10 protein-coding genes are annotated in these 14,617 nt (G+C 38.8%); 8 read left to right on the forward strand and 2 right to left on the reverse strand.

Annotated features, from left to right (window positions below; all coding sequences use genetic code 11):
- Positions 1 to 5: 5 nt before the first annotated feature.
- The 3 genes from NST76_RS10735 to NST76_RS10745 are packed head-to-tail and all read left to right on the forward strand — an operon-like array spanning position 6 to position 3,530.
- A complete protein-coding gene (locus tag NST76_RS10735) occupies positions 6 to 1,439 on the forward strand; it encodes a spore germination protein (RefSeq protein ID WP_249645688.1) in 1,434 nt (477 codons plus the stop codon).
- Positions 1,436 to 2,464, forward strand: a complete 1,029-nt coding sequence (locus tag NST76_RS10740; RefSeq protein ID WP_340834217.1) for a GerAB/ArcD/ProY family transporter — start codon at positions 1,436 to 1,438, stop codon at positions 2,462 to 2,464. The genes NST76_RS10735 and NST76_RS10740 overlap by 4 nt, the downstream gene beginning before the upstream one ends.
- Positions 2,454 to 3,530: a Ger(x)C family spore germination protein gene (locus NST76_RS10745; RefSeq protein WP_036126053.1), complete on the forward strand. Its 1,077-nt coding sequence runs from the start codon at positions 2,454 to 2,456 to the stop codon at positions 3,528 to 3,530. Before NST76_RS10740 ends, NST76_RS10745 begins: the two co-directional genes overlap by 11 nt.
- Positions 3,531 to 3,572: 42 nt before the next feature.
- Here NST76_RS10745 and NST76_RS10750 read toward each other — a convergent pair whose 3' ends face one another.
- A complete protein-coding gene (locus tag NST76_RS10750; protein ID WP_036126051.1) occupies positions 3,573 to 4,919 on the reverse strand; it encodes an MATE family efflux transporter in 1,347 nt (448 codons plus the stop codon).
- 172 nt (positions 4,920 to 5,091) lie between these two features.
- Here NST76_RS10750 and NST76_RS10755 point away from each other — a divergent pair, with 172 nt between their 5' ends.
- On the forward strand, positions 5,092 to 6,168 hold the full coding sequence (locus NST76_RS10755; RefSeq protein WP_036126049.1) for an undecaprenyldiphospho-muramoylpentapeptide beta-N-acetylglucosaminyltransferase: 1,077 nt from the start codon (positions 5,092 to 5,094) through the stop codon (positions 6,166 to 6,168).
- Between the two features lie 81 nt (positions 6,169 to 6,249).
- Here NST76_RS10755 and NST76_RS10760 read toward each other — a convergent pair whose 3' ends face one another.
- Complete coding sequence (locus NST76_RS10760; protein WP_089933612.1) at positions 6,250 to 6,798, reverse strand: GNAT family protein; 549 nt, start codon at positions 6,796 to 6,798, stop codon at positions 6,250 to 6,252.
- 541 nt (positions 6,799 to 7,339) lie between these two features.
- Here NST76_RS10760 and NST76_RS10765 point away from each other — a divergent pair.
- From NST76_RS10765 to NST76_RS10780, 4 genes are all read left to right on the forward strand, one after another.
- Positions 7,340 to 9,367, forward strand: a complete 2,028-nt coding sequence (locus tag NST76_RS10765) for a diguanylate cyclase (RefSeq protein ID WP_036126045.1) — start codon at positions 7,340 to 7,342, stop codon at positions 9,365 to 9,367.
- A 113-nt stretch (positions 9,368 to 9,480) separates the two neighbouring features.
- Positions 9,481 to 10,155, forward strand: a complete 675-nt coding sequence (locus tag NST76_RS10770; protein WP_058844437.1) for a response regulator transcription factor — start codon at positions 9,481 to 9,483, stop codon at positions 10,153 to 10,155.
- Positions 10,152 to 11,537, forward strand: a complete 1,386-nt coding sequence (locus NST76_RS10775; protein ID WP_342535751.1) for a HAMP domain-containing histidine kinase — start codon at positions 10,152 to 10,154, stop codon at positions 11,535 to 11,537. Before NST76_RS10770 ends, NST76_RS10775 begins: the two co-directional genes overlap by 4 nt.
- 232 nt (positions 11,538 to 11,769) lie before the next feature.
- Complete coding sequence (locus NST76_RS10780; RefSeq protein ID WP_249645686.1) at positions 11,770 to 14,595, forward strand: 2-oxoglutarate dehydrogenase E1 component; 2,826 nt, start codon at positions 11,770 to 11,772, stop codon at positions 14,593 to 14,595.
- Positions 14,596 to 14,617: the final 22 nt, after the last annotated feature.

The raw sequence follows: 14,617 nt of genomic DNA on the forward strand, positions 1-14,617 counted from the left end.
GTTTTATGGATAAAGTGGAGTATATGATGAAAAGCCTACAAAAAGCATTCTACCATTCCTCGGATTTGACAGTCAGACAAGTAGATTGGCATGAAGGGGATACGGCTATTTTATGCTTTTACGCTTCTCTAGTTGATGCGAAGGAAGTACAAAAAGTACTGGATACCATTTATGCCCGTTTAGATACAGATAAACCTTTTTGGAGTGAAACGTTAATTACGACATTGCAAGATTTTTCCTTACCGCAAGCGATTGAAAGAGTCTGTCAAGGGGAAACGATCGTGATATTGCCTGAAAGGGGAGAGATGCTGACACTTAGCATCATAAATGAGGTGCGTCGAAATCTCGAAGAGCCGATCAACGAACATATTCTTCGAGGCTCGCATGAGGGCTTGATTGAGCGTGCAGACACCAATTTAGCTTTGATACGAAAGCGAGTGAATAATCCCGCACTTGTCGTAAAATCTTTTTCGATTGGCCATCAAACGAAAACAAAGGCCTATTATCTGTATATGGATGGGGTCATACAGCCTGAGACCTTACAGGAGGTTGAAAAGCGGATTGCAGCGATTCAGATCGACTATTTTTATAGTATTGGTCAATTAAGCGATGCGTTAGAGGATTCGGTGTTATCGCCCTTTCCACAATTGTTAAATACAGAGCATCCAGATCGTGTAGTAGCCAATTTAGTGGAGGGCAAGGTCGTGGTCATGACAAATATTTCACCATCTGCCTTAATTGGTCCCGTGACCTTTTTCTCTTTCTATCAAACACCCGATGATTATAATGGTCGGGTTGTTGTTGGCTCCTTTTATAAAATCGTCCGCTTACTGTCGTTTATAACCGCGGTTTTTTTACCAGCTTTTTATATTGCAGTAGTTAGCTTTCATTTTGAGGTACTGCCACTAGAACTAAGTAATCAAGTGAAAAACGATGTGAATGAAATCCCTTATCGACCACTAATCGAAGCGCTCATTCTTGAAATTATTATGGAGCTTATTCGAGAATCGAGTATACGTTTGCCGCAATCTGTAGGGCAAACAATTGGAATCGTTGGGGGGCTAGTAATAGGAGATGCCATCGTTAATGCAGGGTTAGTGTCTAATTTAATGGTCATTGTCGTTGCCTTAACGGCTATTTCAAGCTATGTCGTTCCATCCGTTGAATTGAATAGTACCATACGTATGTTACGCTTTCCGTTTATGGTCCTAGCCTCATTGTTTGGGTTTTTAGGGATTGTCATAGGGGTTGTTATTTTACTCATTCATCTAATCAGTTTAACTTCTATTAAACAGCCGTATTTTTCACCCATCGTACCTTTTCAGCCAAAAGCGGTGTATAAAATTTTTTTACGCTGGCCATTCATTAAACCGACTGTGCAAGTTACTTCCTTTGACCCACCAGAGGATGAACAGCTAAAAAATGAGGATACGCCATGAAGTTTTCGCTATCTAAGGCTCAATTTTTTTTAGTACTATTTATTATTCAAACAGGTGTCGTCTATATTGCCTTCCAAACCCCTTTAATCATTTACAGTCAACATAATGCTTGGCTCGTTTTTATTTTAGCAAGTGTCATTCATTATGGTCTGTTGCTCCTGTTTGAACGCTATTATGCCTACTTTTATTTAAATCGATTTTTTCGCTGGGTCTATCAGCTTTATTGGATTTTATTAGCGGCTGTATTGATTGCCTATATGGGATATGTTTTGGCCACATGGGTATTACCACAAACCCCTGAATGGCTCGTTGTTGTACTGATTGTCGCACTATCCTTGTATGCCAACCTAGTAAGACCAGAAACGGTCATTAACATCGGTGTCATGCTCATACCAATCATTTTCCTTTTTGTGCTTTTTTTAATGCTGGCGATTCCCGATTTAACATGGAGTAATCTATTTCCTATTGAATGGAATCATATGAGACAAATCATGGGGGGCTTGATTCATAGTACCTATGCTTTTTTTGGCATTGAAATGTACCTTCTTTATCGACCATTTCTAAAACAAGATACACAGGTGAAAGGGCGGCCTTTATTCATCTACCAACTGGTCATTTTTGTATTTTATTTGATTTCCGTGCTTTTTACGCAAATGTTCTTTGCCTTAGATGAAATCAAGTTGATCCCAGAGCCGATTATGTATATTTTAAAATCACAGGAAGTGACATTTGTTAAACGACTTGATATTTTCTTCGTCTATATTTGGCTATCATGGTCTATTGTCACGGTCATGATTTTTGGTCTGTCCTTTCGAGTGCTGTATCTTTCAAAAAAAAGGAAGCATCCGAAATGGAGTATTATTATCTACCATCTTTTACTGGCAATACTACCGCTCTTTATGATGCAATTTCAGCGCATTGAGTTTATTAAAAATTCTTTGCACTATGTATTATTCTTTTTTACTTTTCTACTACCGCTCATCATTATCTGTTGGAATAAATGGAGGGGAAAACGTGTATCGTAAAGGGAGTATAATCATCTTATCTATAGTGCTTTTAGCGGGATGTTGGGATGAACGCCTTTATAAAAATGCGTCTGTCGTAACACTCGTTGGTGTGGAAGGCTATGTTGGGGAGTACAAAGGCTATTATGCTTATCCGAATACAACAGCACAGCAAAATGAAGTGATTGAAGCGGAAGGGATTTCACCGAAAGATGTACGCAATAACGCCAATTTGAAAGTCGAGCAAACGCTTGATCTATCGGAGCTATCAACGCTCCTAATAGCGGATCAAACAGTGAGAGAGCCCATTTATGATATTTTGGATATTTATTTTCGCGATCCTCAAAATCCGATATCCATCAAAGTGGCGATAACAGAAGGGGATGTCAAACCATACGTCGACTTAACGAAGGATTTAGCTGGAAGCGCAGGCGTTTATTATGAACGCTTTATCGAAAGTACAGAGGAAAATACCTTTTTTCCGAAATTAGATTTACAAACGATTGGCTCGATGTTATTTGAACAAACAATCGATATCACGCTACCGTATATTCGGCTAGGTGAGGATAAAAAGCACGTTGTTGCGGCTGGTTTAGCTTTATTTTCAGGTCAAACCTTTACGGGCACAGTATTAACGCCAAAACAATCCCTCATCATGCTCATTTTAATGAATCAAACTAATAAGCAAGCACGTATGAGTTATATGTGGAAGCATGACGGGAAAGAAATGCCGATTACGGCAGATGTTATCCATGTGAAGCGTAAATGGATAGTGGATGAGGAACTGAGACGAATAACGATGGATTACCAACTCGAGGTCGGAATTGAAGAATTCGCCCAAGATCATTTGTATAAAGAAACCATTTTTAAGGATGTTCAACAATTGATTCAAAAGCATTTGCAGGCGGAGTTTGAGGAGGTCTTACGTATACTTCAAAATCAAAAGTCTGATACATTAGGAATTGGTCGCTATATTCGTGCCTATCACCCGAAGATGTTTAAGGACGACTGGCATACGGAATATACATCCTTACAGCTCGTGCCGTCTGTTCAAGTGAAAATCATTCGTACAGGTGTATTACGCTAAAAAATCGCCTTTCTCAAGAGGGAGAAAAGCGATTTTTTGTCGTTAGACGGTAACTCTTTTTTGAACAATTAGCAGACGGATAAGCAGGGTGATTGCGCCCATTGTTAAACCAGCAACAAGTCCAATCCAATATCCAAATGGACCAAAATCAGTATGCGTAGCAAGGATATAGCCCACGGGCAAGCCAATGATCCAATACGAGATAATTGCCATCATAAATGTGATCATAACATCCTTATAGCCACGTAATGCCCCTTGTACGGGTGCTTGAATCGCATCCGAGAGCTGAAAAATGGCTGCATAAACTAAAAATTGTACAGCATACTCAAGTACTATAGGATCTGTTGAATACATATGAGCTACAGGCTCACGTAAAATAAATAAGATACAAGCAGAAATAAAACTAAATAAAATGGCTGTGCCGACACATAGATAACTATAAATACGAGCATCCCGCATGCGACCAGCACCAATTTCAAAGCCTACTAATATGGTAACACCCATGGAAATACTAAGCGGCACCATATAGAGCAGGGAGGTGAAATTTAAGGCAATTTGATGAGCAGCAATAATTTCTGTACTAAAATTACTCATCATCATGGTAACGGCAGAAAAAATGCTTGTTTCTGCAAATAAGGAGATGCCAATTGGCACACCAATCAGTAAAATTTCCTTCCATCGAAGCCATTCCAGCTTCGGCCAATGGTGGAACAAACGGAAACGTTCGAACGGTACTCGTTTGGCGATAATCCATACAGTAATCAAGAAAATGAGCCAGTACGTAATTGCTGTTGCGACACCTGCACCAATCCCGCCAAGCTCTGGTGCGCCGAATTTACCGAAAATAAAAATGTAGTTAAGGACGATATTAATCGGCGTTGTCAATAATGTAATAATCATTGTGACACGTGTCTGCCCAAGGGCATCAATGAAACAACGCATGACAAAAAATAAGAATAAAGGTAAAAGACCAGCACACATCGCATAGATGTAGCCTTTTGCAATGCTATGTACAGCAGATTCTAAATTCATCTTGCTAAGTATCCAATCGATGCCAAAAAAGAGCCCTGTGAAGATGATGATTGCCAGCAAAATGGCTACATAAATACCTTGCTGAACGGCCTTTTTGGCATCCATCTCTTGTTTCGCTCCGACTAGCTGTGAGACAATCGGTGTAATGGCAAGGAGAATACCCGACAGTCCTGTATAAATCGGCATCCAAATGGAGGAGCCGATTGAGACACCTGCTAAATCGGCCGTCCCATAGCGACTGGACATTAAAATATCAAAAAATGAAATAAGATAAATGGCTACTTGTGTTACTAAGATGGGAACAATCATTTTTAAAAGTAGTGCATATTTTTCCTTAATTGTGGATGTTTGGTACATATTTGATACTTCCTTCGTGAACATAATGAACAAGTATAGCATATGTAAAGAGAGAAAAGCTTGAAATTTTCGTGCTTCATCTATATCTTTTCTTCAGCATATAGTAAAATAGAACACTGTAAACAAAAAGTAGTGCGGACTACAATGGTTTTTAAGGAATAGGAGAATTAATGTGAAACAACAAACTATCATTTTAACCGGTGGTGGGACAGCTGGCCATGTATCGTTAAATCAAGCGATACTCCCGTCTTTACTTGAACTTGGTTATGATGTCCACTATATTGGTTCAGAACAAGGTATTGAAAAAGAATTAATAGGCGAGGCCTTCCCCGATGTTCCGTTTTATGGCATTGCGAGTGGTAAATTGCGTCGTTATTTCTCAATGAAAAATTTTACAGACCCATTTAAAGTGCTTGCTGGAATGATGCAGGCTTTTCGTATTATTAAAAAAGTAAAGCCACAGGTTGTCTTTTCAAAGGGTGGCTTTGTTTCAGTACCTGTTGTTATGGCAGCAAAACTGGCAGGTGTGCCTGTTGTTATACATGAATCTGATGTGACACCTGGTCTTGCCAATAAAATTGCCCTGCCTTTTGCCTCTCATGTGTTCACGATTTTTGAAGAAACACTAAAGCATTTACCACAAGAAAAGGCAACTTGCACAGGCTCCATTATTCGTCCGGAGTTGTTTGAGGGCGAACGGGCAAAAGGGTTATCATTCTGTGGCTTTTCAACATTAAAGCCTGTTTTACTAGTGATGGGCGGAAGTTTAGGCTCTGTTGTTCTAAATGAGGCATTGCGTCAAAACTTACCAGAGCTTTTAAAGCAATTTCATATTATTCATTTGTGTGGGAAAGGGAACTATGACCAAGCACTAGAGACAATGCCTGGCTACAAGCAATTTGAGTATGTGACAACAGAGTTACCTGATCTATTGCATGCAGCAGATTTTATCGTGTCACGAGCAGGCTCTAACTCCATTTTCGAATTTTTGGCACTCCACAAGCCGATGCTATTAGTGCCGCTATCCGCACAAAAAAGTCGTGGGGATCAAATTTTAAATGCCAACTTGTTTAAAAAACAGGGCTATGCGGAAGTGCTGCAGGAAGAAGAATTAACAAAGGAATCTTTTATGAAGTCGGTTCATACATTAACAGAGTGTAAGGCAGAAATGGTCGAGAAGATGTCCAAAACGCAAAAACCAAAAACACCAGACGAAATGGCAACATTAATTTTGCACTACAAAAAATAAAGGCTCTTTGAAAAAAGAAAAGAAGCTATGAGGCAGGTCAAAGATGACAAAACCTTATAGCTTCTTATTATATATGACACATTACATGGCTTGCTCTTCGCCTTCTTGCATTTGATGTGCTGTTATTAAGTAGAATAAATCTTTTTGAATTTTGAATAAATTAAATTGAGCTTCACCGCTATTGACCTGTTCTAATAAAGTCGGATGACTTTCATTAGCACTCACCACATAAGGTAGCTTTAATGCGGCACGCTGTGATTTTAAATTTTCAACTCGTATACGGAGAAATACCGTATGGAAATTATAATCAAAAAATAACTCATTCAAAAATAGCATTTTTGCCTTTTGATTATAGCCTTTACCCTGGTAAGGGAGTCCAATCCACGTTCCTAAAAAGCCTGCACCGTCCTCCACATCGTGAATACTAATGGTGCCGATTGGTTGACCCCAATCATCAGTAATGGTCCTCGAGATAGCGAGTCCTCTCGCTTCCTCTTCAATCAGTTGTTTTGTCATAAACCAATACTCATCAGCGGATGTGGCTTTCTGACGGACAAAAGGGAATACAGAAGGGTGTGATAATAGCTCATAAAGCTCTGTACATTCATGCAGGTCTCGATGTTTAAGCATACGAAACGCCTCCTTTACTAGGGTAGTTAAAACAATTCCGTTGAAGCATAAAGAAGAAAACTAAAATTCGTACTGGAATTAAAACCCAAAGAACTAGACGTTATAACTATGATATTCCATAATCTCCCGCTGTCTTACTGATTTCGACCATACCGAAAAAAGGCTAGTTTTTTAAATATAATATAACACGAAAGCTGTTTGATGCAATCATTTTGCTCGAAAAAAACAAAATTTGAGTTTAGTAGTCAGTAAATTCTGACAAAAGAAGAGGTGTTGGCGAAAATATTGTTGTTTTTTAGCATTAAGTCTATCCTATCAATTTTATCTAATATTAATCATTTATACACTTCTTTAGTAGGATTTAAATGTTTCTACAATAGGTAATATATCAAAAAATATCCTAAAAAGGATATAATTTATCTTATTCTGTAAGGGTAATTTTTGATTTTTATGTTATAATAGTAGTATTATATAAAATCGAACAAAACATACATACTAGCATTTTTATCATGATTGCAATGGCTTTTCTGGAGGTGACAGCATGGAGTATCTTTTAAGCGAAGATTTTTTTAATTCATTATTTATTGGCAAAGATTTTGCTTTTCTCATGAAAAAAGTAGAGGATGATTATCAATATATTCGCTTAAACCAAGCAGCTCGTGACCTGTTATCAAATGAGGCGATTGGAAAAATGATTTCAAGCGTTACCTCAGAGCGCATTTTTTCGATCATTCAGAAAAACTACGATCAAGCGATTAGGGAGCATAATCAGGTTGACTATGTAGATTATGCGTATTTTCAGTCGGAGGTTCATAAATACGAAACGTCTGTCAGACCGTTGAAATATAATAATGAAGACTATATATTAGCCATCACAAAGGAAATCCTCTATGACCGCAATATTGAGGATAAATTTTTATTTATGCGGTCCATGTTTGACCATGCCTTTTTCTCCACGGTCATTTTATCGGCCGAAGGTATGGTATACGAAGTGAATTCTTGCTTTATGGAAGATTTCCAATTAGATAATGAAACTGTCAAGCAAAAATTGTTTGTTGATTTACCGATCATCCCGAAAGAAGAGGTTGAACACATTGAAGCTTGTTTACAAAAAGCAGCGAGAGGGGAAAACCTTGATAAAAAGCTGATCAAGCTGTTTACGTCAGAAGGTCAGGAGCGCATGTATTTAATGTCCCTATCGCCTGTAATGCAGGATGATAATTCGTTTGCTATCTTTCTAATCATGCAGGATTTTACTCAATTTACTTTACAAAAAGCAGAATTACGTTCGAAGTCTCATGGTTTAGAAGTTTTTAAGTCTGCCTTAAATTCAGCTACAGCCATTGCTGTATTGGACCATAAAGGCTATATTACGGAAGCAAGCGATATGTTTTTACAGGCTTCTGGCTACACTGCGGAGGAATTAATAGGTCAGCCCTATTCATTAATGGAGCCAAGGTTCAATGCGCAAAACTTTTTACAATTAATCGAAGGCAAGCTGGATACAATGGAGATTTGGCGAGGAGAACTGTGCTATCGCACAAAATATCATGCCGATTATTGGGTGGAGGCAACCATTGTGCCGTTAAAAAATGAGTTCGGTAAAATCGAACAAATTTTAACCATTAACTATAATATTACAGATAAGAAAAAAATGTTCACAGAATTAAAAAATATTGAACGTACTTTCCGACTCATTACGGAAAATACAAATGATTTAATCGTGATTACGAATGAAGATGGCATTATTCTTTATGCGTCTCCATCCTATGGGATTTATTTAGGGTATGAAAATGAAGAGCTACTTGGGCAGTTTTACAGTGATATTTTAGATCAAGAAAGTAAAAACGAATGGCAAACATTTTTAAACAATTTTACAGGTCAGCCAGAAACACAGTTTGAGCTTTTACTAAAGGCGAAGGACGGTACACCGATTTGGACAGAGGGCAATGTCACGGTTGTACATGACCCTGAACGTGAAAAGGTTTCACAAATTATGATGGTGTCTCGAGAAATTACTCATCGCAAAGAAAGAGAAAATGATTTGCTCTATTTAGCCTATCATGATGCGTTAACACAGCTACCTAATCGACGTTATTTACAAAAAGAGTTTCCGAAAATACTGGCAAAAGCAGCTGAAAATCAAACCTGTGTCGCCATGCTCTATCTAGATGGCGATGATTTTAAAGAAGTCAACGATCGTTTTGGTCATGACACAGGGGATGCGTTTATTCAGCGCTTTGGTAATGCCTTAAATCAAACGGTTCGCAGTCATGACATGGTCATTCGAATTGGTGGCGATGAATTTATCGTCATCCTAACAGGTTTAACAAGAGAAGCTGATAAAAGGCATGACCAAATTATGCATATTATTCGTCGAATCCGCGATGAACTAGCAGAAGGCTGGATGATTGAAGACCATCATTTTACTCCTACAGCCTCAATCGGTATTGCCTATTATCCAGATCATGCACAAACTTTGGATGAGTTAATGGATTTAGCCGACCGAGCTTTATATCGATCAAAAGAGTTGGGAAAAAATAATCTTTCCATTTCGGGAATACAATAAAAAAGTCTGTCCACAGGGTTTCCCTTGTGAGACAGACTTTTTGTTTGATGTTATGCTAGAACGTGAGAGGGATAAATATCCTATATCGTTATTTTAGAATAGAAGGTGATACAATGCCTAAGAAGATATTGTTGGTAGAAGATGAGAAGCATATTGCGCGTTTTGTTGAACTAGAATTACAGCATGAGGGCTATGAGGTGAAAACAGCCTTTGATGGACGGGATGGACTGGCTTTGGCCACTACGGAAAATTTTGATGTTCTCTTATTGGATGTGATGCTGCCAGGCATTAATGGCATTGAAATTTGCCGCCGTATCCGAACGCAGTCACAGGTGCCAATTATTTTATTAACGGCGAGAGATGCTGTAATGGACCGTGTAGCGGGCTTAGATGCAGGAGCCGATGACTATATCGTCAAGCCTTTTGCTATTGAAGAGCTGCTTGCTAGAATACGGACGATTTTACGTCGTGTCACACCAGAGCCTACTAGCAGTGAATCTTTATGTTTACGAGATATTGAAATAGATGTGGCAGCCTATGAAGTTTTTGTTCAAGGGAATAAACTTGACCTAACAAAGACAGAATATGATTTACTAAAACTATTAATCGAGCACAAAAATAGAGTGTGTACGAGGGAGCATATTTTAACGTCAGTTTGGGGCTATGATACGGATATCGAGACCAATGTAGTAGACGTTTATATCAGACATTTACGCACAAAGCTCCCTGGTGATATGAACGCTTATATAGAAACTGTTCGTGGTGTTGGGTATGTGATGCGTGAATGAATAAATTAAAAAATTATGTACGTCACCAATCTTTACAGAAAAAATGGATGCTGACATCAAGTAGTGTCATCTTTATTAGCTTTACAATTATTTGTATAGTCGTTTATCTTTCGCTTCATACATGGCTCTTAAACGATGAGGAAGGTAAGGTCAAACGTACAAGTGACGATATTATCTCCTTTTTAGAATCACAAGGTCCTAATGTTACCATTCAGCAAATACAACAAAATACAGGTTTGCTCAAATCCATTGCCGATCGCGATGAAACGGTCAGAATATTTAATAGAGATGGAGTGGATATTTTACGTATCAATGATACTTCAGCTGCTGCACCGCTACAATCGATGCAAGAAGTTCTGGAAATGACCATCGATAAGAAGGATGTACTCGTCATCAATGAACCGATACGGATCGGCTTTTTTCAAGGCTATATCCAAGTTATTCATCCTTTGACTAGCTTTCAATCCCTTATGCATTACCTTCTGACAGCGATGCTAATAGCGGGGATAGGGGCATTGATACTATCAGGCTCCATTGGCTATTATTTGGCCAATTATTTAATGAAGCCATTACATGAATTGCGTGCATCCATGAAGACGGTGGTAGACCAAGGATTTAATCAGCCTATCCAGCTAACCTATACATCACAGGATGAGATTGGTGATCTGTTAAAAATGTACAATGCGATGATGAATGAGCTGCAAATTTCCTTTACCCAGCAGCAACAATTTGTCGCAGATGCTTCCCATGAACTGCGAACACCGATTCAAGCCATTGAAGGGCATCTCTCCTTGTTAAAAAGATGGGGCAAAGATGATCCAGCCATTTTAGAAGAATCCATTGATACTTCACTAACGGAAATTGCTCGGATGCGTAAAATGATTGAGGAATTATTAGAGCTTGCACGACGCGAGGAAAAAGATGAGACAAGTGAGGCAAATGCACTAGTAGTAATAGAAGCCGTCATGGAGGAGCTACAGCTTGTCCATCCACAAGCACGAATATCGCTGTCGAAAAATGGCGAAATCGGTCCGTTATTTATTACCGAAAATGCACTAAGTCAAATCGTTCGTAATATAATAGAGAATGCAATTCGTTATTGTGAAAAAATTCCTGAGATTGAAATTTCTCTTACAACTGCTGGAAAAATTGCATGTTTAGAAATTGCTGATAATGGTATAGGAATAGCAGAAGAGAATATGCCGTTTATCTTTGATCGATTTTATCGAGTGGATGAAGCAAGAAATCGTCAAATTGGTGGAACTGGCTTAGGACTTAGCATTTCGAAGATGTTACTTGAAAAATACAATGCGACAGTAGAAGTCAAGAGTGAGGTTAATATTGGAACCGTTTTCTCGCTAAGAATACCGCTAAAATATTAAGAAAAATTCACGCTTTATTTCATTATTCTATCCTTTGCGAAAAAAATTGCTTAATTTGCTAAAAAGAGTTGTATTTTTTGTGAAGAGTAGTAAGATTGAGATGGAAAAAACGTTCTTTAAAATATGGAAAAGTAGTGTGAAACTTTCTTTTAAAGAACGGCTAAATATTATATAATTAATTGTAATTTAATTAATGGAACTGCCGAAAGGCAAAATTTGGAGGTCATTTTTCATGTCGAACAACGTTACAACTGTAAGTTCTCCATGGTCAGCTTTCTCTGGTCCTAACCTAGGATATGTGATGGAGCAATACGACTTATTCTTACAGTCTCCTGAAGAAGTAGAACCGGAGTTAGTTTCTTTATTCCAACAATTTGGTGCACCAGTAGTAGTAGAAGGTGAAGTAGCTGTAGTTAGTCATACAGCAGCGGCTCCTGCTGGCGATTACAAAAAAGTGTTAGCCGCTGTGAAATTAGCAGACGCAATCCGTTCACACGGTCATTTAGCGGCAGATATTTATCCTCTGAAAAACCGTGAACTACAAACAGCTCAAATTGAAGAAAGCGCGTTCAACTTAAGCGCTGCGGATTTAGCTGAAATTCCTGCAGCAATCTTCTTCAAAGATGTGCCAGCAAACGTGAAAAATGGTAAGGATGCAATCGACTATCTAAAAGCTGTTTATACAGATAAAGTGGCATTTGAATACGGTCACGTAGTAGCTACAGAAGAACGTGATTGGATTCAAGCGCAAATTGAATCAGGCTTATTTAAACAAGCATTATCTTCTGAAGAGAAGAAAGCCTTATTAGATCGTTTAACTCGCGTTGAAAATTTCGAAAAATTTATTCATAAAACTTTTGTAGGGCAAAAGCGTTTCTCTGGTGAGGGCTTAGATACGCAAATCGTTCTATTTGATGAAATCGTTAAAACAGCAGAAACCAAAAATGTAGAAAATGTACGTATTGGTATGGCACACCGTGGTCGTTTAAATGTTTTAACACACATCTTAAACAAACCTTATGACATGATGTTCTCTGACTTTGCACATGTTTCAAATGAGTTATTTATGCCTGAGCATGGCCGCCTTGAAATTACAAAAGGTTGGACAGGTGATGTGAAATACCATATGGGTGCTTCTTACAACCGTGAATCGGGTATGAATGTTAAATTGGCTTACAACCCATCTCACTTAGAAGTTGGCAATCCAGTTGTACTTGGAGCTACTCGTGCAACACAAGATGATACGTCTAAACCAGGCCAAGCGGTACACGACCGTACTAAAGGCTTAGGTATTTTAGTGCACGGTGATGCTGCATTCCCAGGCCAAGGGATTGTGACTGAGGTTTTAAACTTTGCTAAAACAGAAGGCTTTACAACAGGTGGTACAATCCACATTATCGCGAACAATATGATCGGTTTCACAACTGAGCATTATGATTCTCGTTCTTCTGTGTACTCTTCTGACCCAGCAAAAGGTTACGAGGTACCAGTAATCCATGTCAACGCAGATAGCCCAGAGGCAGTAGCGCAAGTGGGTCGTTTTGCTGCTAACTACCGTCAAAAATTCGGCAAAGATATTATTGTAGACTTAGTTGGTTACCGTCGCCATGGTCATAATGAAACAGATGACCCAACTGTGACAAACCCAGAAACATACAAATTGGTTTCTAAACATGAAACAGTGCGTGCTTTATATGGAGCACAATTAGTGGCTGAAGGTCTTCTATCTGCTGAAGATGTAGCTGCCTTAGATACAGCAATCTATGCAGAAATGCAAGCAGCCTATGACCATGTAAGAGAAATGGCAGATAAAGATGATCATCAGCATTTAGAAATGCCAGCAGAATTAAAAGTAGAGTTCCCACAAATTGATACAGCAGTTGGTGCGGAACGTTTAGAAAAAATCAATGAAGAGCTTTTAGTGTTTGAAGAAAACTTCGAGCCACAGAAAAAGCTTGGCAAAATTTTAGAAAAACGTCGTGATGCCTATGCATCAGCAAAAATTGACTGGGGCCATGCAGAAACGTTAGCATATGCGACAATTATCCAAGACGGCACACCAGTACGTTTTACAGGTCAAGATGCTCAACGTGGTACATTCTCTCAACGTCACTTAGTACTTCACGATAAAAACAATGGGAATGTCTTCACACCGCTTCATCATATTTCTGGTGCGAGTGCATCCTTCTCAGTACACAACTCTCCACTGACAGAAGCGGGAGTAGTAGGCTTTGAGTATGGTTACAACCTAGAAAATAGTCATGTTTTAACAGTGTGGGAAGCACAATTCGGTGACTTTGCGAACATGGCACAAGTGATGTTTGATAACTTTATTTCAGGGGCACGCTCTAAATGGGGCCAAAAATCTGGATTAGTGATCCTTTTACCACATGGTTATGAAGGTCAAGGTCCAGAGCACTCTTCAAGCCGTATGGAACGCTATTTACAAATGTCAGCTGAAAACAACTGGTTTGTAGCGAACTGTTCAAACGCAGGTAACTACTATCATTTATTACGCCGTCAAGCAGCGTTATTAGGTACAGAAGGGGTACGTCCACTTGTAGTCGTATCACCAAAATCACTATTACGTCACCCATTAGCTGCGGCGAATGCTGAACAATTAGCAAATGGTTCATTCCAAGAAGTGATTGAACAACCAGGTTTAGGCGCTAAACCAGAAGCTGTAGAGCGTATCGTTTTAGGAACTGGTAAAGTGATGATCGACTTAGCGGATCGCGTAAAAGACGGAGAAGGCTTCGATCATTTACACATTATTCGTGTAGAACAACTTTACCCATTCCCAAAAGAGCAAGTTGCTGGTATTATTGCTAAGTATCCAAATGTGAAAGAAATTGTTTGGGTACAAGAAGAACCTAAAAACCAAGGCTCATGGAATTATGCATTAGAAACATTATATGAACTTTCAGAAGGTAAAAAACTTCGCTATGTAGGTCGTCCTGCAATGAGCTCAACTTCTGAAGGGGATGCAGATTCTCATAAAGCAGCACAAGCAGCATTAATTGAAGCGGCAGTTGCTGAGCCAGTGAAGGTTAAATAATCACATATAAATTTTTGAAAAA

Source organism: Lysinibacillus sp. FSL W7-1291, assembly GCF_038593415.1.
Classification (GTDB): Bacteria; Bacillota; Bacilli; order Bacillales_A; family Planococcaceae; genus Lysinibacillus; species Lysinibacillus fusiformis_D.

Coding starts and splice junctions, on each gene's coding strand:
- NST76_RS10780 (WP_249645686.1), top strand. CDS start 11,770: ATGTCGAACAACGTTACAACTGTAAGTTCTCCATGGTCAGCTTTCTCT.
- NST76_RS10740 (WP_340834217.1), top strand. CDS start 1,436: ATGAAGTTTTCGCTATCTAAGGCTCAATTTTTTTTAGTACTATTTATT.
- NST76_RS10775 (WP_342535751.1), top strand. CDS start 10,152: ATGAATAAATTAAAAAATTATGTACGTCACCAATCTTTACAGAAAAAA.
- NST76_RS10760 (WP_089933612.1), bottom strand. CDS start 6,798: ATGCTTAAACATCGAGACCTGCATGAATGTACAGAGCTTTATGAGCTA.
- NST76_RS10765 (WP_036126045.1), top strand. CDS start 7,340: ATGGAGTATCTTTTAAGCGAAGATTTTTTTAATTCATTATTTATTGGC.
- NST76_RS10770 (WP_058844437.1), top strand. CDS start 9,481: ATGCCTAAGAAGATATTGTTGGTAGAAGATGAGAAGCATATTGCGCGT.
- NST76_RS10735 (WP_249645688.1), top strand. CDS start 6: ATGGATAAAGTGGAGTATATGATGAAAAGCCTACAAAAAGCATTCTAC.
- NST76_RS10750 (WP_036126051.1), bottom strand. CDS start 4,919: ATGTACCAAACATCCACAATTAAGGAAAAATATGCACTACTTTTAAAA.